20 protein-coding genes are annotated in these 19618 nt (G+C 36.7%); 13 read left to right on the top strand and 7 right to left on the bottom strand.

Annotated elements, in window-relative coordinates; translation table 11 throughout:
- Positions 1–11: 11 nt before the first annotated feature.
- On the bottom strand, positions 12–2285 hold the full coding sequence (locus AC3QLY_RS01330) for a RelA/SpoT family protein (RefSeq protein ID WP_218330548.1): 2274 nt from the start codon (positions 2283–2285) through the stop codon (positions 12–14).
- 127 nt (positions 2286–2412) lie between these two features.
- Here AC3QLY_RS01330 and AC3QLY_RS01325 point away from each other — a divergent pair, with 127 nt between their 5' ends.
- The 8 genes from AC3QLY_RS01325 (at position 2413) to AC3QLY_RS01290 (ending at position 9349) form a co-directional block, all read left to right on the top strand.
- On the top strand, positions 2413–4272 hold the full coding sequence (locus AC3QLY_RS01325; RefSeq protein WP_074420561.1) for an ABC transporter ATP-binding protein: 1860 nt from the start codon (positions 2413–2415) through the stop codon (positions 4270–4272).
- Positions 4273–4435: 163 nt separating this feature from the next.
- Positions 4436–5458, top strand: coding sequence for a F0F1 ATP synthase subunit A (gene atpB, locus AC3QLY_RS01320; RefSeq protein WP_287100801.1), 1023 nt, complete (start codon positions 4436–4438; stop codon positions 5456–5458).
- A 30-nt stretch (positions 5459–5488) separates the two neighbouring features.
- On the top strand, positions 5489–5737 hold the full coding sequence (gene atpE, locus AC3QLY_RS01315; protein WP_068247515.1) for an ATP synthase F0 subunit C: 249 nt from the start codon (positions 5489–5491) through the stop codon (positions 5735–5737).
- A gap of 138 nt (positions 5738–5875) precedes the next feature.
- Positions 5876–6370, top strand: a complete 495-nt coding sequence (atpF, locus tag AC3QLY_RS01310; protein WP_074420368.1) for a F0F1 ATP synthase subunit B — start codon at positions 5876–5878, stop codon at positions 6368–6370.
- A gap of 31 nt (positions 6371–6401) precedes the next feature.
- Positions 6402–6965: an ATP synthase F1 subunit delta gene (atpH, locus tag AC3QLY_RS01305; protein ID WP_074420359.1), complete on the top strand. Its 564-nt coding sequence runs from the start codon at positions 6402–6404 to the stop codon at positions 6963–6965.
- Positions 6966–7012: 47 nt separating this feature from the next.
- Entirely contained in the window at positions 7013–8590 is a 1578-nt protein-coding gene (gene atpA / locus AC3QLY_RS01300; protein WP_074420360.1) for a F0F1 ATP synthase subunit alpha, read from the top strand.
- 272 nt (positions 8591–8862) lie between these two features.
- Positions 8863–9027 (top strand): hypothetical protein, encoded by a 165-nt coding sequence (locus tag AC3QLY_RS01295; protein WP_179852371.1) that lies wholly within the window; start codon positions 8863–8865, stop codon positions 9025–9027.
- Between the two features lie 19 nt (positions 9028–9046).
- Positions 9047–9349, top strand: a complete 303-nt coding sequence (locus AC3QLY_RS01290; protein ID WP_218330545.1) for a hypothetical protein — start codon at positions 9047–9049, stop codon at positions 9347–9349.
- 265 nt (positions 9350–9614) lie between these two features.
- On the opposite strand, the gene AC3QLY_RS01285 is transcribed toward AC3QLY_RS01290, so the two are convergent.
- Both AC3QLY_RS01285 and AC3QLY_RS01280 read right to left on the bottom strand, forming a co-directional pair.
- Positions 9615–9986 carry a putative zinc-binding protein gene (locus AC3QLY_RS01285; protein ID WP_218330544.1) on the bottom strand — a complete coding sequence of 124 codons (372 nt, stop codon included), beginning with the start codon at positions 9984–9986 and terminating at the stop codon, positions 9615–9617.
- Between the two features lie 82 nt (positions 9987–10068).
- A complete protein-coding gene (locus AC3QLY_RS01280) occupies positions 10069–12411 on the bottom strand; it encodes a nitric-oxide reductase large subunit (protein WP_492990332.1) in 2343 nt (780 codons plus the stop codon).
- 637 nt (positions 12412–13048) lie between these two features.
- On the opposite strand from AC3QLY_RS01280, the gene AC3QLY_RS01275 reads away from it, so the two are divergent.
- The 3 genes from AC3QLY_RS01275 (at position 13049) to AC3QLY_RS01265 (ending at position 14162) form a co-directional block, all read left to right on the top strand.
- Complete coding sequence (locus tag AC3QLY_RS01275; protein WP_074420369.1) at positions 13049–13510, top strand: RrF2 family transcriptional regulator; 462 nt, start codon at positions 13049–13051, stop codon at positions 13508–13510.
- A 359-nt stretch (positions 13511–13869) separates the two neighbouring features.
- Positions 13870–14007: a transcriptional regulator gene (locus AC3QLY_RS01270; protein WP_353744826.1), complete on the top strand. Its 138-nt coding sequence runs from the start codon at positions 13870–13872 to the stop codon at positions 14005–14007.
- Complete coding sequence (locus tag AC3QLY_RS01265) at positions 14004–14162, top strand: transcriptional regulator (RefSeq protein ID WP_353744827.1); 159 nt, start codon at positions 14004–14006, stop codon at positions 14160–14162. The genes AC3QLY_RS01270 and AC3QLY_RS01265 overlap by 4 nt, the downstream gene beginning before the upstream one ends.
- Positions 14163–14166: 4 nt before the next feature.
- Here the strand turns inward: AC3QLY_RS01265 and AC3QLY_RS01260 are convergent, their stop codons facing one another.
- Both AC3QLY_RS01260 and rsmA read right to left on the bottom strand, forming a co-directional pair.
- Positions 14167–15105 (bottom strand): NAD(P)-dependent oxidoreductase, encoded by a 939-nt coding sequence (locus tag AC3QLY_RS01260; RefSeq protein ID WP_218330543.1) that lies wholly within the window; start codon positions 15103–15105, stop codon positions 14167–14169.
- Between the two features lie 38 nt (positions 15106–15143).
- Positions 15144–15974, bottom strand: coding sequence for a 16S rRNA (adenine(1518)-N(6)/adenine(1519)-N(6))-dimethyltransferase RsmA (rsmA, locus tag AC3QLY_RS01255; RefSeq protein WP_288072612.1), 831 nt, complete (start codon positions 15972–15974; stop codon positions 15144–15146).
- Positions 15975–16012: 38 nt separating this feature from the next.
- Here rsmA and pdxA point away from each other — a divergent pair, with 38 nt between their 5' ends.
- Both pdxA and AC3QLY_RS01245 read left to right on the top strand, forming a co-directional pair.
- A complete protein-coding gene (gene pdxA / locus AC3QLY_RS01250; RefSeq protein ID WP_074420366.1) occupies positions 16013–17098 on the top strand; it encodes a 4-hydroxythreonine-4-phosphate dehydrogenase PdxA in 1086 nt (361 codons plus the stop codon).
- 15 nt (positions 17099–17113) lie between these two features.
- Positions 17114–17989: an aldose 1-epimerase family protein gene (locus tag AC3QLY_RS01245; RefSeq protein ID WP_075051866.1), complete on the top strand. Its 876-nt coding sequence runs from the start codon at positions 17114–17116 to the stop codon at positions 17987–17989.
- Here the strand turns inward: AC3QLY_RS01245 and AC3QLY_RS01240 are convergent.
- Entirely contained in the window at positions 17986–18687 is a 702-nt protein-coding gene (locus AC3QLY_RS01240) for a LolA family protein (protein WP_492990328.1), read from the bottom strand. The genes AC3QLY_RS01245 and AC3QLY_RS01240 overlap by 4 nt on opposite strands.
- 46 nt (positions 18688–18733) lie before the next feature.
- On the bottom strand, positions 18734–19609 hold the full coding sequence (locus tag AC3QLY_RS01235; RefSeq protein WP_074421013.1) for an ABC transporter permease: 876 nt from the start codon (positions 19607–19609) through the stop codon (positions 18734–18736).
- Between the last annotated feature and the right edge of the window lie 9 nt (positions 19610–19618).

The following is a 19618-nucleotide window of genomic DNA, read 5'->3' as shown; positions in this document are numbered from 1 at the left end:
GAGTAGCTAAGCTATTTGGCATCTTCTGTATCAAACCGGTCAATACTTTGAATACCCTGCAATTGTTTTAAGCGTTTCACTAATTCTTCCAATTCTTCTTTATCGTGCACAAACACTTTTACTGTTCCCTGAAATAAACCTTCGGCCGATTCAATGGTGAGTGCTGCAATATTAATCCTTAAATCGCCGCTAATAATATTGGTTATTTTATTGATTACACCCACATCGTCTAACCCCACAATTTTTAAACCGGTAAGGAATGATATTTCTTTGTTTTTTGCCCATTTGGTTTTTACTACGCGGTGCCCATAGTTGGCCAACAATTGCGCAGCATTGGGGCAATTGGTGCGGTGTATAATTAAGCCTTTGCCGGTGCTCACAAATCCAAATACATCATCGCCCGGAATGGGGTTGCAGCATTTGGCTAAGGAGTACATAATTTTATCACTGCTTTCGCCAAAAATAATCAGCTCACTGTCTTTTTTACTATAGGTTTTTTGAGGGGGTATTTCATGTGGTGTTTCGGCAGGTAAAATAATTTTGGGCTTGGGAGCTTCTAATTTATCTCCCAGTACATGAAATTCTTTTAACTCTCTTAAATCAATTTGTTTTACGGCAATTTTATATAAAAGATCTAATGATGAGGGTAGTTTATAAAAATGAACCAACTCATCAATATTGACACTATTATAGGCTGCACCCAGATTTTCTAATTTGCGTTGCAGGGTATATTTTCCTTCATCTGCAATTTTTCTTTTTTCTTCCCTCAGGGCATCTTTAATTTTTGCTTTTGCCTTAGCAGTTACCACCATGTTCAGCCAGTCTTCAGAAGGTTTTTGTTTATTGCTGGTAATTATTTCTACCTGATCGCCGCTGTGCAGTTTATGGCTAATCGGTACCAATTTGTGGTTCACTTTGGCACCAATACATTTTGAGCCAACTGCAGAGTGTATGGCAAATGCAAAATCGAGCGCCGTGCTGTCGGTGGGCATCATTTTTACATCGCCTTTAGGTGTGTATACATAAATTTCTTCAGCTAAGAAAGATGTTTTGAAATCCTGTAAAAAATCAACACCATCGGTATCTTCCTGCGACAGCACTTCTCTGATTTGTCCGAACCATTTATCAAAACGGTCTTCGTCGGTTTTTTCTTCTTTGTATTTGTAGTGTGCCGCCAATCCTTTCTCGGCAATTTCGTTCATACGTTTGGTGCGTATTTGCACTTCTACCCATTTGCCATGCGGTCCCATTACGGTAGTATGCAGTGCCTCATATCCATTGCTTTTTGGGTTACTAAGCCAGTCTCTTAATCGTTCGGGCGATGGGGTATATGCATCGGTAATAATGGAATATACTTTCCAGCAATCTTCTTTTTCTCTATCGGCGGGCGAATTTAAAATTACACGAATGGCGAATAAATCATACACCTCTTCAAAGTTTACGCCTTTTTTCTTTATTTTATTCCAGATAGAATGAATGCTTTTTGGGCGACCCTGTATTTCAAAATCGAAACCTAATTTTTGCAGTTTTTCTTTAATAGGTTTAATAAATTCATTGATGTACCGGGTGCGTTCGCGTTTGGTTTCAGATAATTTTCTGGCAATTTCTTTATAGGCTTCCGGTTCCATGTATTTCATGGCCAGATCTTCCATTTCTGTTTTAATATTGTAAAGGCCCATTCTGTGGGCTAATGGGGCATAAACCCAAATGGTTTCAGATGAGATTTTTAACTGCTTATCCCGCTTCATGCTATCTAATGTGCGCATGTTGTGCAGGCGATCGGCCAGTTTAATTAAAATAACCCTCGGGTCATCGGTAAGGGTTAATAAAATCTTTTTAAAATTTTCGGCTTGTTGCGATGTGTTGGCATCCATTACCGTGGCTATTTTGGTAAGCCCGTCTACTATTCTGGCAATTTCACTTCCAAATTCCCTTTCAATATCATCTAAGGTAATGTCGGTATCTTCCACCGTATCGTGTAACAATGAGCAAATGGTACTTCTTACCCCCAGGCCAATTTCTTCCACACAAATCATTGCTACAGCAATGGGGTGTAAAATATAAGGTTCTCCGCTTTTGCGGCGCATAGTTTTATGTGCTTCGGCTGCCATCTCAAAAGCATGCCTTACTAATTCTTTATCGCCTCTTTTTAATTTTGGGCGTAGGCTTTTGAGCAATGCCCTGTAACGGTGCAAAATTTCTTTCTTTTCCTGCTCTTCGGTTAAAGTGTAGGCCGGCAATTGATTTTCTGTTATTGATGTTTCTATAACTTGCTCATTCTCCATAACCATACAAAATTAAAGATATTCTACTGCTGATGGGTTGCTTGTGTGGCAGTTTTAGCAACCGGCAGCGTTAATTTTTGCCATAATTCGGCTTACCAGAGCGAATATTGTTATTTTTGCCCGCAACATGGCATCTGATTCTAAAAAAAGTTTTATTAATTTTTCGCTGCTTCAAAGGGTTTTGCATTTTGTAAAGCCTTACCGTTCTGTGTTTTATGGCAGTATTGTTTTAGCCATTGTAATGGCATTTTTTGCGCCGGTAAGGCCCTATTTAATTCAGTTAACGGTGGATGAAGTAACCGGGAAACATCCCCCGATTCCGAAATGGGTGCATCTGTTTACTGAAAATACGGCCTTGCAAACCGTTACAGCGTTTATTATTGCCATTACTATTTTTCAACTTGTTTTTTTAATGATTGAAACCCTGGTTCGGTTTACGTTTACTTTTTTAACAGCCTGGTTAGGCCAGCACGTGGTAAAAGATTTAAGAGTAACGGTATACAATAAAATATTGCACCTCAATCTTTCACAGTTCGATAAAACACCCATTGGTACCTTAACTACCCGCACTATTAACGATATTGAAAGTATTAATGATATTTTTAGCGATGGCTTAATTCCAATTGTAGCCGATTTGTTGACCATTATTATTACCCTGGCCACTATGTTTTGGATTGACTGGCGCCTTACCCTGATTGCCTTAATTCCATTTCCGGTGTTAATTATTGCCACTTATTATTTTAAAGAGGCAGTTAACAAAAGTTTTATCAGGGTCAGAAATGCGGTGGCAGCACTAAATGCATTTGTACAGGAGCATATTACGGGTATGCAGGTGGTGCAGGCTTTTGCAGTGGAAGATAAAGAGTTTGAAAAATTTCAGAATATCAATCGAGAACACCGAAATGCCAATATTAAAGCCATTTTTGCTTATAGTGTATTTTTCCCAATTGTAGAAATTGTACTGGCATTAAGTACAGCACTGATTATTTGGTGGGTTGCCAATCAGGCTATTTTACTGGGCGGTGGTGCTCCCATTAATTTTTCAGGAAAAATTGTGGCCTTTATTCTGTTTATGAACCAGATTTTCAGACCACTCCGTGTAATTGCAGATAAATTTAATGTATTGCAAATGGGCATGGTGGCTGCCGAACGGGTGTTTAAAGTACTGGATAATCCCGATGTTACCAATAATGCCGGTCAGTTTGCACCTGATGCCATTAAAGGTAAAATTGCATTTAACCATGTTTGGTTCGCTTATGTGGAAGACCAATATGTTTTAAAAGATATCAATTTTTCAATTAATGCAGGCGAAACTGTGGCTATTGTTGGCCATACAGGTAGTGGTAAAACTTCTATTGCCAGCCTCATGAACCGGCTGTACCATATTCAAAAAGGAACTATTTTAATTGATGATGTAAAAATTGAAGACTATACCACCGATGCTTTACGCAAACATATTGGAGTGGTATTGCAGGATGTGTTTTTGTTTTCCGGGTCCATTATTGATAATATTACCCTTCGAAATCCGGAAATAACAAAAGAACAGGTCATTGCTGCAGCAAAAATGATGGATGTGCACGACTTTATTTTGCGGTTACCCGGTGGTTATGATTTTGATGTCCGGGAAAGGGGCAATACCCTTAGCCTGGGTCAACGGCAAATTTTCTCCTTTATCCGGGCATTATTGTACAATCCGGCTATTTTAATTTTAGATGAAGCCACTTCTTCTATAGACAGTGAGAGTGAGCAACTCATTCAAAAAGCCATTGACACCTTAATTTCAGGCAGAACTTCCATTATAATAGCCCACCGCCTGTCTACCATCCGTAAGGCACATAAAATTATTGTATTAGACAAAGGGGTGATTAAAGAAATGGGCACCCATCAGGAATTATTGGCCAACGGAGGTTTTTATGCACGTTTATATGAAATGCAATTTGAAAAACATGCCCATGCCCATCATTCCATTTCAGCCGGTTCTTTGTAACTTTTTTTTAATCAAAAATTCAGGTTCAATCTTTTTTTAGAGTCATCCCCCTATCTTTGCCGCAAATTTGAACAAATTTATGGCCCTGAAATACCTGAAATCTTTGCTGGTTGCGGCTTTTAGCCTGTTTTTTTGTGCAATCTCCATCATAAGCAAGGCACAGGTGACTGAAAATATTGTAGCAGATACTGTGCATGAAAAAAGTGGCGAAGGCTTTAATCCGGGTGAGATAATTATGGAGCATATTATGGACAATCATGATTTCCATTTTGCTGAATGGAATGGGCATCCCATCGCTTTACCATTACCAGTTATTGTGTATTCTCCACAAAGAGGATTGTCTGTTTTCATGTCATCTAAATTTGAACATGGGCATGCCATTTATAAAGGTTACAAATTAGAAGAAGGAAACATTGTTGCAGTAAATGAATCCGGGGAACCCGATGCTTCTGTAAAAGTGTATGATTTATCTCTTACCAGAAATGTAGTGCAAATGTTGTTGGGCTTGCTGGTATTGGTGATTGTGCTGATTAATGTTGCCAAAAAATATACCAAAGAAGGTGCTTCCAAAGCACCATCAGGTTTCCAAAATGCCATAGAGCCGGTCATTACTTTTATTCGAGATGAAGTGGGTAAAAGCTATTTGGGCAGTAAGTACGAAAAATACATGCCATTGCTGTTAACCATTTTCTTCTTCATTTTAATATCTACTTTATTTGGGTTAATACCAGGTTCGGCTAACGTAACAGGAAATATTGCATTTACATTTACGTTGGGCATTATCAGTTTTGTAGTAATATTATTTAGTGCTAATAAACACTACTGGGCACATATCTTTAATCCGCCGGGAGTGCCTGTTTTTGTAAAATTTATTTTAATTCCGGTTGAAATTTTAAGTGTATTTACCAAGCCGTTTGCATTAATTGTGCGTTTATTTGCCAATATGGTAGCCGGGCACATGATTATTACCTGCTTAATTTTAATGATTTTTATTTTCTCGAAACTAAGTATTGGTGCCGGTTTAGGATTTGCACCTGTTTCACTGGCATTTACCATTTTCATTTATTTTATTGAAATATTAGTTGCATTCATTCAGGCATTTATCTTTACCAACCTTACCGCAGTATTTATTGGTCAGGCTATTGAAGATACACACAGCCATCATGATGATGCAGTAATGATATAAATTTTTTTTAATCACAAAAACCAACACAATATGTCTTTAATGAGTGTTTTGTTAGATGGTAGCATTTCCAACATGGGTGCTGCAATTGGTGCAGGTTTAGCTGCAATTGGTGCAGGTATTGGTATTGGCCAGATTGGTAAAGGCGCAGTAGAAAGTATTGCCCGCCAGCCTGAAGCAGCAAATGAAATTCGTGCAAACATGATTTTAACCGCTGCCTTTGTAGAGGGCGTGGCTCTGTTTGCCGTAATTGCAGCCGTATTGGCCATCTTCATCAAGTAATTGTTCTTGTAAAAGAAACATTATCTCAACTGCATTCAAAGCAAAGGGCTGCGAATGCAGTTGATTTTAAAACAGTATACAGATGGTTATTGCTTTCTGAAAAATAAAAATTTTTGTTATAAAATAAAAATTGAATATATGCAATTGTTAACACCCGCTTTAGGTTTAATATTCTGGACATTTATTGCCTTTATTGTTGTTTTAATTGTGCTGCGTAAATATGCCTGGAAGCCCATTCTTTCTACATTGAAAGAAAGAGAAACCGGTATTGCCGATGCTATTGCTTCTGCAGAAAAAATAAAAGCGGAAATGACTGCGTTAAAAAATGAGAATGAAGCATTAATGGCAAAAGCAAGAGAAGAGCGTGCAGTGATTTTAAAAGAAGCCAAAGAACAATCAGATAAAATGATTGCCGAAGCCAAAGAGAAAGCCAAACAGGAATATGAACGCATTGTTGCCGATGCACAAACGGCTATTTTGCAACAAAAGAATGCTGCTTTAACTGATGTAAAAAATCAGGTGGGCGCTTTGGTAATTGAAGTAAGTGAAAAAATATTACACAGAGAACTCAGTAGTAAAGCAGAACAGGAAAAATATATTCAAACATTGGTGAATGCTGTTCCATTAAATTAATTCTATTTCAACGTAATTATAATTATCGATAATGAATAATCCCCGTTTAGCAAACCGGTATGCCAAAAGCCTGATTGATATTAGCATTGAAAGAAATGAGCTTGAAAAAATCATGGCTGATATGCAATACCTTCAAGCTGTTTGTAAGGCCAGCAGGGAGTTTGTAAATCTATTGGAGAGCCCAGTTGTTACTTCCGATAAAAAGAATGCCATTATTAAAGCAGTTACCGGAAAATCAGTAAGTGCATTAACAGCATTGTATCTTGAACTGTTAGTGAAAAAAGGCAGAGAAAATGTGTTACCCGAAATAGCCAATGCATTTATTGAGCATTACAATGCATTAAAAGGCATTCATATTGTAACCCTTACCACAGCAGTTTCCGTTTCAGACAGTTTAAAAAATGCCATTGAAACCAAAGTAAAAACAGCACGTGGATTTGATAAAGTACAGTTGGAAACGAAAGTAGATGAAAGTTTAATTGGCGGCTTTGTATTGAGTTTTCAAAACAATTTGGTAGATGCCAGTGTATTACGCGATTTGAAAGATATCAAAAAACAGTTTCAGCAAAATTTATATGTGCAGCAAATACGATAAACTGCATTAATTTTTTACAATTATAATCATAGCATAAAATCAACAATATGGTAGACATTAAACCAGATGAAATTTCAGCCATACTCAGGCAACAGTTGAGTAATTTCAATGTATCGGCTGAATTGGAAGAAGTGGGTACTGTTTTACAAGTGGGTGATGGTATTGCCCGTGTTTATGGCCTTAACAATGTGCGTTCAGGTGAACTGGTAGAGTTTGATAATGGCGTAAAAGCCATTGCACTTAACCTGGAAGAAGATAATGTAGGGGTGGTATTAATGGGTGAAAGCGAAGGTATTAAAGAAGGTGCCAAAGTAAAAAGAACCGGACAAATTGCCTCTATTAAAGTGGGCGATGGAATGGTGGGCCGTGTATTAAATACACTTGGAGAACCTATTGATGGCAAAGGCCCTATTAAAGGTGAATTGTATGAAATGCCACTGGAACGTAAAGCCCCAGGCGTTATTTTCCGTGAACCTGTGAAAGAACCTTTGCAAACCGGTATTAAAGCCATAGATGCCATGATTCCAATTGGTCGTGGCCAGCGTGAATTGATTATTGGTGACCGCCAAACCGGTAAAACCGCCATTGCTGTTGATACCATTATCAATCAAAAAGAATTTTATGAAGCCGGCAATCCGGTGTATTGTATTTATGTAGCCGTTGGTCAAAAAGCCTCTACTGTTGCCGGTGTAATGAAAACACTGGAAGACAATGGCGCCATGGCTTATACAACTATTGTGGCTGCATCTGCTTCAGATCCGGCTCCATTACAGTTCTATGCACCATTTGCCGGTGCTGCAATTGGTGAATTTTTCCGCGATACCGGAAGACCAGCTCTAATTATTTATGATGATTTATCAAAACAGGCAGTGGCTTACCGCGAAGTATCGCTATTGTTGCGCAGACCCCCAGGCCGTGAAGCATATCCCGGTGATGTATTCTATTTACATAGCCGTTTATTGGAAAGGGCTGCCAAAGTAATTTCCAACGATGATGTGGCAAAAAACATGAACGACCTTCCCGATTCTATCAAACATTTGGTAAAAGGTGGGGGTAGTTTAACAGCTTTACCAATTATTGAAACACAAGCAGGCGATGTATCTGCTTACATTCCTACTAACGTTATTTCAATTACCGATGGCCAAATATTTCTGGAAGGTAACTTGTTTAATGCCGGTATTCGTCCAGCTATTAACGTAGGTATTTCAGTGAGTAGGGTAGGTGGTAATGCCCAAATTAAATCGATGAAAAAAGTAGCCGGTACCTTAAAGTTAGACCAGGCATTGTACCGCGAATTAGAGGCCTTCTCTAAATTTGGTGGCGATTTAGATGCAGCGACCAAATCGGTAATCGATAAAGGTGCCCGTAACGTTGAAATATTGAAACAACCCCAGTATAGCCCCATGAGCGTTGAAAAACAGGTAGCTATTATTTATTTGGGTACACAAGGCTTATTGCGCGATGTGGCTGTAAGTAAAGTAAAGGCATTTGAAGCGCATTTTCTGCTTGAAATGGAGACTAAATTACCCGATGTACTGGCAGAATTTAAAAAAGGCCAGTTAAATGATGAAAGTTTAAAGAAAATGACCGATTTAGCTGCAGGTTTGTATCCACAGTATAAATAATCAATCATATTTAGTACTTTGAAAACCCCGGATTTATTACCGGGGTTTTTGTTTTTACTACAAACAATAACAAGCAACCGGCTCTATCACAATAAGTTATATCATTTCATCTGCTTCCTTCCCTGTTCATTCCATCATACAAAAGGAGTATTTTAAACCATAGAATCAACTTTTTATAAAATAGTTTAGTGTATAAAATAAACTACTTTATGCTTGTGTTTTTAAATTGAGTATATGAAACAAATTATGCATTTTTCATAGCATTTTTGGCTATGGCAGGAACCAACAGCCCAACAAAAACTTCGGGTTTGGTGAAAGATGTGAAAGGTAAACCCATTCATGGCGTAGGCATTACTTTATTGCAAACCTACGATGGTGTTGTAACAGACAGGCAGTCTGGGACAATTTTCGTTCCAAACTTTCAAAAAAGAAGATAAAATTTTTCAAGCCAAAATAATGGGTTATGGATTGAAAGAAGAAAAAATTGTTATTGCCAAAAATGCTCTTGCTGTGGTTTTTGTTTTGAAAGAAGAAGTTTCTGAATTAAAAGCAGTTTCTGTTACAGCAGGTAGTTTTGCTGCCGGCGATAAAAAGCGGGTGGCAACTGTATTAAGTGCGTTGGATATGTACACTACGGGCGGTGTCACTGCCGATGTTACGGCAGCCATTAAAATATTGCCGGTTGCCCAACAGGTAGACGAACAGGAAGGCCTTTTTGTACGGGGTGGCGAAGGCTATGAAACCAAGCAAATAAAATAGATGGTTTTGTGGTGAACAACCCCTATTATGCCAGCTCACCGGGTATTGCCGGCAGAGGGCGTTTTGCACCTTCTTTATTTCAAGGTAATATATTCAGCACCGGCGGTTATTCGGCTATTTACGGGCAGGTATTATCATCAGTATTTCCTCTAATTACTTTTAAGCGTTACTTCTTTCATAATTTTACTCCAGCTTTCACAAGCAGTTGATTTTTAAGTGAATTTCAAAAAACAGATACTGTTTATTTATTTTTCACAAGAATAATTTACTGTTGTTTATGGATGAGAATTTCAATTTGTTTTAAAATTTTGTTAGCATCTTTCATATCAAAATCTTCATGCAATTTTTTGGGAACGCCCATGCAGGACAAATCGATGTGGACATCAGGCGTTACTGAATGATTACCCAAACATGCTTTTGAGCATGCCAGTGGGCAACCATCTATTACAATAATTTTTCTTCCGGAAGTAGCTGTACGTACAAGATTCTTTACGTTACCTCCAACTCCGGCAATGCATGACATTTCTGCAATATTCATCCTGTCAAGCTGAACAGCAATATAATTTGCCATTTGCGCAGCACTGGAACAGCCAGAGCAGGAATACAACAGTGGTTTATAACCAGTTCTTGTTTTCATAGTGCGAAAAATATTTTTTAAAGCGATAATTTTTCATAAGTCCGATTAAAAATGCAATTACCGGATACTAATTATTTTAATATTAAGCCAATATCGTTGCAATATTTTCATCAGTTTTTGATTGTATTGTATCATTATTCTCATCTTTTTTTAACCCTTTTCTTCTACTGGTTATAAACCAAACAAGTGGTATCACGCCACCTACAGTAAAAATGGAACCACCAACAATACGCAGCCAAGTGAGCGTTTGAAAACCGCTGCTTTCTATAAATGCACTGCTACGGGCATACCATAGTCCTTGTTCTGTTGCTGTTTTAAACTGGTAAATACCTGCAGGAAATAAATCAAGTAATACCATTAGTAACAAACCGATATTAATGGACCAGAATACTGTTTTAATGAGTTTTGGTTTCCACCAATCGGCCTTAAATAATAACTGGCAACAAAATAAAACAGCAGCTACTGCAAGATTGCCATAAACACCCATTAATGCAGCATGGCCATGATTAACGGTTAAATAAGTTCCATGCTCATAATAATTGGCAATAGGAAGATTGATAATAAACCCCAGAACACCTGCTCCAAAAAAATTCCAGAAATTAACAGCTACCAAAAACAGGAACACTTCAGAAAATCCAAAACATTTATTCAAATCTCCATTTATCCGATTATTCGTTTCCAGCAGTTTTGGGAGTTTGCTGAAACGCCATGCTTCTAATGTGAGCAGCACTAAAGGTATTACTTGCAATGTTGAAAACACTGAGCCAAGAGCCATTGTGAAAACCGGCTTAGCATTCCAGTAAAAATTATGTGAAATACCCAGCAAACCAGAACCAAGAAATAATAAGGTTGCTAAATAGATAACACGAATCACAGCCTGCCTGCTTACCAATCCCATCAATACCATAAAGTACCCAATCAGCACTGTGGTGAACACTTCAAAAAAAGCTTCGGCCCACATGTGCACTACCATCCATCTCCAGAAATCAGCAATCACAAAATTGGTTTTGGGTGTTGCAATAAAGCCGGAGATCAATAATAAAATTATACTGAATGTGGCATATACTAACCAGTTAGGTAAAGCCCATGGCTGCTTTAATTTCATAGTGGGTTTAATTCCTCTGTAAATGGTTACTGCCCAGATAATGAATACTACACCCAGTATAATCTGCCATAATTTTCCAAGTTCAACATACTCCCATCCCTGGTTTCCCAGCAAATACCAGTTTTTCCCGGCAAGACCTTTCGGCCCAAGCAACATACCGACAAAGGAACCTCCCACCAGCAATACCGTAAGCCAGAAAATAGTATTAATAAGTGTAACCTGTTTTTTTGATTGATTGGGTGATACAAATGACATCATAAAAAATGACGCGCCAATCCAGCAGATTGATATCCATAGAATGGATAATTGTACATGCCAACTTCTTGTTACAGTAATTGGCAATGCTTCGGAAATATTGAATCCGAAAAAATTTATAAAACCTAAAAAATAATGTACGGTTAAAATACCTGCCAAAACCTGCACAGCAAAAAGTATTGTGGCAACATAAAAAAATTTGTAGGTATTTTTTTGAATGGCATCCGGTTGAAACTTTTGTATATCACCTTTTGTCATAAAAGGCTCTGCCTTTTTTGTATAAACATCATCACCCAGCTTATCCAGCTTGCCATGATAAAACAATACGATACCCAACCCAAATATCAACCCCAATGAACCGATAATACTCCATAAAATAATCGTAGCACTCGGTGTATTTCCTGCTGTAGGATCGTAAGGCCAGTTATGTGTATAGCTGTAATGTTCTCCCGGCCTTTCTACGCCACAAACCCATGAACCCCAAAAGAAAAAGGCTGTTAACGACCTTATTTCATTTTCATCCGAAATGTAACCATCTGGTTTAAATGCTCCGGAGGAAGAGGGATTTGTGAATTTTTGGTGATAATATTTTATTAATTCTCTGATTGCAAAAACTTGTGCATCGGAAAGTGTTACACTGTTGTTGTCTTTACTATAATGATTGCTTTTAATTTCTGCTTTTACCTGTTCTGCCACCCCCTTTTTAAGCAAATTGCTATTTGCTCCGGCTTTCAACCGGGATAGATAATAGTCATTCATGTATTGAGAAACATAATGTAAGGCTTCTGCTGTATAGTCTGGGCCACGGTTGGCACCATCACCAAACATACTGCCATATTCCATCAGTGCATATTTTTGAAATAATGCCTGACCTTTTAACACCTCCTCCTTTGAAAAAACAGTTTCATTCTTGGCTGAAACATAGTTTGGAATAGGGGGTGCTTCTGTGTAAGTATGTAGCCCAATCATGGTTACGCCTGCTATACTAATTACAAAAATTACTAGTAATGGCAGCCACCAGTTTTTGGGATTAAGCAGGTATCTGATGAAATTATTTTTTGCCATAAATAAATATTTATCGACAAATATAGTAATTAAGGATTAATTTGTCCTTAATTATTTGAATTTATTATTTTCAAAAGTGCCGACTAAAAACTATCCGGTGTTTGAGGACTGGTATCTCAGGCAGGTATATATTATGTTACAAATAATAAAAATTATTAATATTTTATTTCGAACTGGCACATGCCATTGATATTGATGGGTTATACAGGTGTCTGTAAAAATATGCACTGCCTTTCTTACAAATTATAGGTTACTGTTTCAGGGAATTCACCCAAAGATGAGTATATTCCGATACCGGGCTTTGTTTTTGATTTTAAGGAACTAAAACAATTGATAACTGAATCCATTCTCAGGATGATTGACCATAACTTGGGTTATCTAAAAAATTACATAGCAAGGCACCTTCCTATTCATTCTCAGAAAAATTTGATTATACCGAAAATTTAATACATTGTAAAAAATACATGTATTTACAAAAAAATTTTATTTTGAATATTTCCATCTATTACTATAGTGATTGAACTAAAATTAGTAGAAACAAAAGATTCATTTGCAAGTTGCAAGATAAGATGGATTGATACCACAACTTTACGCAGTTACTAAAATAAAATGTAATTTTCTTTTTAAAATCAATTTCATGTTTTCAAAAGCAACAGAATATGCATTAAGAGCAACGATATACATTGCACAAAAAGGCACAGTGGAAAACAAAATCGTAATTGGAGAAATTTCTAAGGCCATTGATGCGCCTCAATCATTTACCGCTAAAATATTACAGGCACTTAGAAAGGACAATAAAATCATCCGATCTGTCAGTGGACCTAACGGCGGATTTTTTATGACTGAAAAAGCGAAAAAATTGCCGGTTCGCACCATCCTTAAGGCAATGGGAGAAGATGAAGTGCTGGATAAATGTGTGTTAGGTTTGGATAAATGTTCTGAGACACAACCTTGCCCTATGCATTCGAAATATAAAATAATAAAAGAACAGTTGATAGCATTATTTGAAACTAAAACTATTCAGCAACTGGCAGATGATATAAAGAATGGTGATGTGTTTATCAATAATAAGGATAAACAGAAATTGAAGTTAAAATAACTGTTATTTCTGTAGCAGAACTGACTAATAAAGTAATCAAAACCCATTCTAATTTTTTCCATAATGAGGCTTTTGCGCCAATTGTTGTGTTTAATAGTATTGTTTTTGAAGCATCTGTTTTTTAATGAGGTGCATTTGTGCGTAATTAATATGGCAATCATTTGCAGCCAATCCAAGAAAGATTTATCAGAAAATTTAAGCCCATGTTCTTGGGTGGTTTGCTTTGTATAATTTGTTTTGTCGCCTCCTGTTTTTTTAATACGACTTTCGATTTTTTATTACAAACCATTGCAGTTGTTTTTAGTTGGTTAATTCCTGGAATATTATTGCGTAATGATATTTAAAGCAGCCGGCCATTCATGTTTAAAGAGTTGGATCCAATATTGTATTCTCAATTAAGACTTGCGGTGATGAGTTTGTTAATTACTGTGCAGGAAGCTGATTTTTATTTTATTAAAGAAAAAACAAATGCAACTGCGGATAACTTGTCGGTATAAATTTAAAAATTAAAAGAAGCCGGCTATGTAGAAGTAGAAAAAAATTCAGTAATAATTATCCTTTAACCATTTGTAAAATAACTCCCAAAGGTATTGAAGCCTTTGAAGCCTATGTAAAAGTGTTGCAGGAATATTTAAATGCCGGAAAAAAGTAATCCATCATTTTTGCGAGGCAAAGCCTAATTTTTCTAATACTACTTTTGCCATTTTGTACAATGCTTCATGGCTGTAGCCCGCAATATGCGGCGTAATGAGTACATTCGGTTGCTGCATTAACCAGTTTAACTGTTCTTTTTCAGTAGTTGTGTATTGGTCTAACTGTTCATTCTCTAATACATCTAAACCGGCAGCTTTAATTCTTTTATTGCTCAATGCATGGATTAAAGCATTGGTATCAGTTACTTTTCCTCTGCAAAGGTTCAGAAAATAAGGTGTTCTTTCCAAGGCATTGAAAAATGATGTATTGGCCAAATGACGTGTTTCTGATGTAAGTGGCACATGCAGGCTGATTACATCGGCATAGCGTTGAATTTGTTCAATGTTTGCTTCATGTATGTATCCTTTTGCAAAATCAGATTTGTATTTGTCATAAGCCAAAACGGTAACATTAAATGATGCTAAAATTTTCGCAAAGGCACTACCGTTATTTCCAAACCCGATAATACCGATTGTTTTGCCAAAAAGTTCTTCACCACGGTTCGCATCTCTTAGCCATTTGCCTTCCTTTACTTCCAAATAGCTTTTGGTAATGTGGTTCATTAAGTTCAGCAACATACCCAGACCATGTTCTGCCACAGCATTTCTGTTGCCTTCGGGACTGCTTACACATGCAATGTTTTTGCTTTCTGCATAAGCCACATCTATCATTTCCATACCACTGCCTAAGCGGCCAATCCATTTTAAATTACGGGCTTTATCCAGCATCGCTTTATCAATCAATAACTTGGTGGTTACAATCAATCCTGTTGCATTTTCAATAATTGCAAACAATTCGTTGTATTGTATACCCGGTTGGTATAGTACTTCAAAGCCCTTTTTTTCAAATGTTTCCATTAAAACAGGGTGGCATTTAGCGGTAATAATAACTTGTTGTTTCATGTCCAAAACATTGACGCAATGGCATCTACTATTTTTTATTAATTTAATTTCATTTTAAAAGTCAGCATTGCAAAATCATCTGCACCTAATTGTTCTGCCCTTTTACTAAATATTTCATCTTGCAATACTGTTGTTTCAAATAAATTTTTTACGGCATTGCGTAACATTTTTCTGCGTTGGTTAAATGCAGTTTTCACCAATAAAAAAAAGTATTTCTCGCTATGCATGGGTACTACATGCTCATTTTTTGTTAGCCGGATAACCCCGCTCATTACTTTTGGTGGTGGTTTAAAAGCAGTTGGCTCTACATCAAACAAATATTCTACTTTGTAAAATGCCTGTATTAATACACTTAAAATACCATAGGCTTTACTATTGGGTTTGGCAGCTATGCGCTGTGCTACTTCTTTTTGAAACATGCCAATTACGAATGGAACCTGTGTTTTCCATTCTAAAATTTTAAACAGAATTTGCGAAGAAATGTTGTAAGGAAAATTGCCAATTACGGTAAAATGGGTGGTAAAAGGGGCATCCATTTCCAGCATATCGGTATGGATAATATTATTTTTTAAATTTGGATATGTTTTTTTCAGATAGGTAACTTTTTCCGTATCTATTTCAACGGCCTTCAAATCAATATTGGGAATTTGTAATAAATATTTGGTTAAGGCACCACCACCCGGGCCTACTTCTAGTAAATGGCTGAGCGGAAGTTCCTGCAATGCCGCTGCTATTTTTTTACAAATAGATTCATTGATTAAAAAATGTTGACCTAACGATTTTTTTAATTGGTATTCCATTGCTGCAAAAATAACCATTTGTAGAGGCTGATATTCTGTTTCAGTTAAGTATTTGTATGGTACTTTCACACACTATTCTCCTTAACTTTACCTTTTAATGTTTTATTATGAGCAATGAACTGCTAAAACCTGTTATAGGCATTACTTCCGGCGATTTAAATGGTATTGGTATTGAATTAATTATTAAATCGCTATCTGACCATCGTATACTTGATATCTGTATTCCGGTGGTTTTTTCGGGCAACAAGAGTATTAATTTTTACAGAAAAAGTTTACCAGACTATAATTTTACTTACAATAGCACCAAAGATTTTTCTAAATTAAGCCATAAGCAGGTTAATTTATTCAGTTGTTGGGAAGAAGAAGTAGCAATTCAGCCCGGTGTGTTAAATGCCACAGGTGGCGAGTATGCTTTACGTTCGCTTGAAGTGGCGGTTAAAGCATTGAAGGAGGGGAATATTCATGGCTTGGTTACTGCACCCATTCATAAACAAAATATACAATCTGAAACTTTTCAGTATACCGGGCATACACCTTATTTGAAAGCTCAGTTTCAGGCAGATGATGTAGTAATGATGATGGTTGCCGAAAATATGCGTGTGGCAGTTGTTACAGAACATATTCCCGTAAAAGAAATTGCAGGACTGATTACCAGGGAAAATATTTTAAGAAAAATAAAAATTATGCACCAAAGCCTGCAAACTGATTTTGGAATAGAAAAGCCACGTATTGCTGTTTTAGGTTTAAATCCACATGCAGGCGATGAAGGCTTAATAGGAACAGAAGAGGAAACCATTATAAAACCTGCCATTAAAGATGCCAAACACAATATGTTGGTTTTTGGGCCTTATAGTGCTGATGCATTTTTTGCAAGAGCGCAATACAATCAGTTTGATGCTGTATTGGCCATGTATCACGATCAGGGTCTAATCCCTTTTAAATCATTGGCCTTAGGTGAAGGCATCAATTATACAGCAGGATTGCCTGCTGTAAGAACAAGCCCCGACCACGGTACGGCATTTGACATTGCAGGAAAAGGAAAAGCAGACCATACTTCATTTATTGCTGCCATTTTTGAAGCCATAGATATTATTAGAACCAGACAGGGTTATAAAGATGCCCGTGCTAATCCTATGAAAAAAATGAGCGCACGAATTTTAGCCAATGCGGTAGATGAAAAAGTAGAAGAATAATTTTAACCAACTGATATGGCTGTTTATACCATTGCCAGTTCAACCATGCTGGTGCAAATTGCCGACAAAGGTGCTGAGTTACAGCGCATCTTCCATACAACAACAGGATTAGAATATTTATGGAATGGCAATCCAACATACTGGGCTAAAAAAAGTCCCGTATTATTTCCCATTGTAGGCGGTTTAAAACAAAATACTTATTATTTTAATAACAAAGCCTATCATTTAAGCAGGCATGGTTTTGCAAGAGATATGGTTTTTACGGTGCAAAAACATACTGACAATTCGATTCAGTTCATATTAACCAATTCTATTGAAACTTTACAGGTTTATCCATTTCGGTTTCATTTCTCCATTACTTATACCATCAGTAACAATATACTTACCGTTGAGTATATCGTTGAGAATACAGATTCATATGATATGTGTTTCTCTTTAGGTGCACATCCGGCATTTGCAGTACCCCTTACTACCGATACAGTTTATGAAGATTATTTTTTACAATTTAATCAAGTTGAAAATATGGGTATTTGGCCGTTAACGGATGATGGCTTGTTGCACGAAGATCCGGTGCCTTTTTTAAAGAATAGTAATACTATTGCATTACACAAATCGTTGTTCTATAAAGATGCATTGGTATTTAAACACCTGGTTTCTAACAGCGTTCAATTATGCAACACAAAAAACAAACATGGTATTACCTTACAATTTCCTGATTTTCCATACTTAGGAATTTGGGCTGCCAAAGATGCTGATTTTGTTTGTATAGAACCATGGTGCGGGGTTGCCGACAGTGAAAATACCCATCAGCAACTGATTCAAAAAGAAGGGATATATGTATTAGCGCCACATTCAAAATTTAATCGTACCTGGTCGTTAAAAATATATTAATTATTGAATATACCTTGCGGTAAGCCTTTATTAATGGTGTATGAAGCATAATCAATTTCAACCTTTCCATTTTTTTGTTGCATTTTTTTCCTGTCTGTATCAGTAAGTGGTTCATCCATTTCTAAAGTAACACCCTTGGGTATTTTATAATTTTGAGTGTTGAAAGTAAAAATCACTTTAGCCGGTAAGCCCAAATTACTGTATCGGCCATATTGCATATTAATTTGGTAAGTACCATTTTCTTTAGTTGTGGTAATAGCTTTTCTAATCAGCAGGTTTTTTTCATCTATGTATAAAGTGGTTAAAACAATATCATTATTTTCATTCATAGGTAACAGCTTTACTATTCTCGTTGGAAAGCCATCTGTTACGGTATTACCGGCAAATAGTGCCACATAACTTTTAGTAGCCATAATTGCATTCATGTTTACAGTAACGCCACCCTTGGGTAAAATTGAAATACCGCCTTCACGAATCAATCGAAAATAATCGGGCTGTTTGTAATAAATTTTTACGGTGCCCACCGGTGCTTTAATAAAAGCTACATCTGTCTTCATTCGGCCGGTAGCAACATAATCATGCACCTGGTCTAACTTTTGTTTTACTTTTTCAATTAATGCTGTTTCATCTTGTGCGGCACTATACTGTACATGCATCAATGCAAGTAACAATGCACATAGAATTTTTATTCCCTTCATTCCAATTTATTTTCGATGTTCAAAAAAAACGATTTGTACTGTTTGGTTAGGTTAATATATCCTTCCTTTTAAAAACAAATATAGCCACACCTACAAACAGCACAATATGCGCTGCCAATATCCATGCCGATTGAATAATTTGCTTTTTGTTTTGCAGCGTACCTTTTAATGCGGTATTATCGGTATTTACTTTTAAATCAAAATACTCCTTCCAGGCAACCATGTGGGTTGTAAATAAATAAGGTTGAATTTTTTGAAAAATAGGAATACTCATGGTGCTTAAAATAGTAAAGAATATAATAATGCTGATGGTAGCTACAATAGGCCCAATTGAGTTTTCTGCAAATACCGATAATAAAAAACTTAAAGCCGCCACCGTTAGCATAGCCAATAAAGCAAATCCAAATGCACCAACATAGCGCCAAAAAACATCATCTTTACTCATTTGCACTAAGTAACGGGTTTTTTGTATAATTAAATCATCGGTGCCAAACAGCCATATACTAACAAAAAGTGCTAAAACAGCCATCCAAACCAATAATAAAAATGTGTAAATAGCTGCTGCAATAAATTTTGCCATCATTATTTCGTATCTGCTTACAGGTTGGGTAAGCATGAGCCGTAAAGTACCAATATTGGCTTCGCCACTAACCATATCTGCAGCAACCAAGGCAATTAAAAGGGGCACGTGTACCAATAACAATTGCAGAATAATATAACATACCAAATAACCATTGAGTAGTTTACCATCAAAAGTAAATGACTGTTCTACATTGCTCATTACAAAATTAACATAAGCATCGCCATCTAATTTTAAACCCAGTTGTATAATGCCAATTAATCCTGCAATGGCTATAAAAGCAATATAGGTTCTGGGGCGTTTAAAAATTTTATAAAGTTCTACCTGTAGTAGTGTAAACATTCAACAAAA

The sequence above is a fragment of the Hydrotalea sp. GW822-HT8A01 genome, assembly GCF_058798575.1.
Note: the sequence above shows the minus strand (reverse complement) of the source record. Positions and strands in the feature narration are given on the sequence as shown.

What these genes read in the sequence shown, in the direction of transcription:
- AC3QLY_RS01330 (WP_218330548.1), bottom strand. Translation starts at nt 2,285, where the DNA reads ATGGAGAATGAGCAAGTTATAGAAACATCAATAACAGAAAATCAATTG.
- AC3QLY_RS01325 (WP_074420561.1), top strand. Translation starts at nt 2,413, where the DNA reads ATGGCATCTGATTCTAAAAAAAGTTTTATTAATTTTTCGCTGCTTCAA.
- atpE (WP_068247515.1), top strand. Translation starts at nt 5,489, where the DNA reads ATGTCTTTAATGAGTGTTTTGTTAGATGGTAGCATTTCCAACATGGGT.
- atpF (WP_074420368.1), top strand. Translation starts at nt 5,876, where the DNA reads ATGCAATTGTTAACACCCGCTTTAGGTTTAATATTCTGGACATTTATT.
- atpH (WP_074420359.1), top strand. Translation starts at nt 6,402, where the DNA reads ATGAATAATCCCCGTTTAGCAAACCGGTATGCCAAAAGCCTGATTGAT.
- atpA (WP_074420360.1), top strand. Translation starts at nt 7,013, where the DNA reads ATGGTAGACATTAAACCAGATGAAATTTCAGCCATACTCAGGCAACAG.
- AC3QLY_RS01295 (WP_179852371.1), top strand. Translation starts at nt 8,863, where the DNA reads ATGGCAGGAACCAACAGCCCAACAAAAACTTCGGGTTTGGTGAAAGAT.
- AC3QLY_RS01290 (WP_218330545.1), top strand. Translation starts at nt 9,047, where the DNA reads ATGGGTTATGGATTGAAAGAAGAAAAAATTGTTATTGCCAAAAATGCT.
- AC3QLY_RS01285 (WP_218330544.1), bottom strand. Translation starts at nt 9,986, where the DNA reads ATGAAAACAAGAACTGGTTATAAACCACTGTTGTATTCCTGCTCTGGC.
- AC3QLY_RS01280 (WP_492990332.1), bottom strand. Translation starts at nt 12,411, where the DNA reads ATGGCAAAAAATAATTTCATCAGATACCTGCTTAATCCCAAAAACTGG.
- AC3QLY_RS01275 (WP_074420369.1), top strand. Translation starts at nt 13,049, where the DNA reads ATGTTTTCAAAAGCAACAGAATATGCATTAAGAGCAACGATATACATT.
- AC3QLY_RS01270 (WP_353744826.1), top strand. Translation starts at nt 13,870, where the DNA reads ATGTTTAAAGAGTTGGATCCAATATTGTATTCTCAATTAAGACTTGCG.
- AC3QLY_RS01260 (WP_218330543.1), bottom strand. Translation starts at nt 15,105, where the DNA reads ATGAAACAACAAGTTATTATTACCGCTAAATGCCACCCTGTTTTAATG.
- pdxA (WP_074420366.1), top strand. Translation starts at nt 16,013, where the DNA reads ATGAGCAATGAACTGCTAAAACCTGTTATAGGCATTACTTCCGGCGAT.
- AC3QLY_RS01245 (WP_075051866.1), top strand. Translation starts at nt 17,114, where the DNA reads ATGGCTGTTTATACCATTGCCAGTTCAACCATGCTGGTGCAAATTGCC.
- AC3QLY_RS01240 (WP_492990328.1), bottom strand. Translation starts at nt 18,687, where the DNA reads ATGAAGGGAATAAAAATTCTATGTGCATTGTTACTTGCATTGATGCAT.
- AC3QLY_RS01235 (WP_074421013.1), bottom strand. Translation starts at nt 19,609, where the DNA reads ATGTTTACACTACTACAGGTAGAACTTTATAAAATTTTTAAACGCCCC.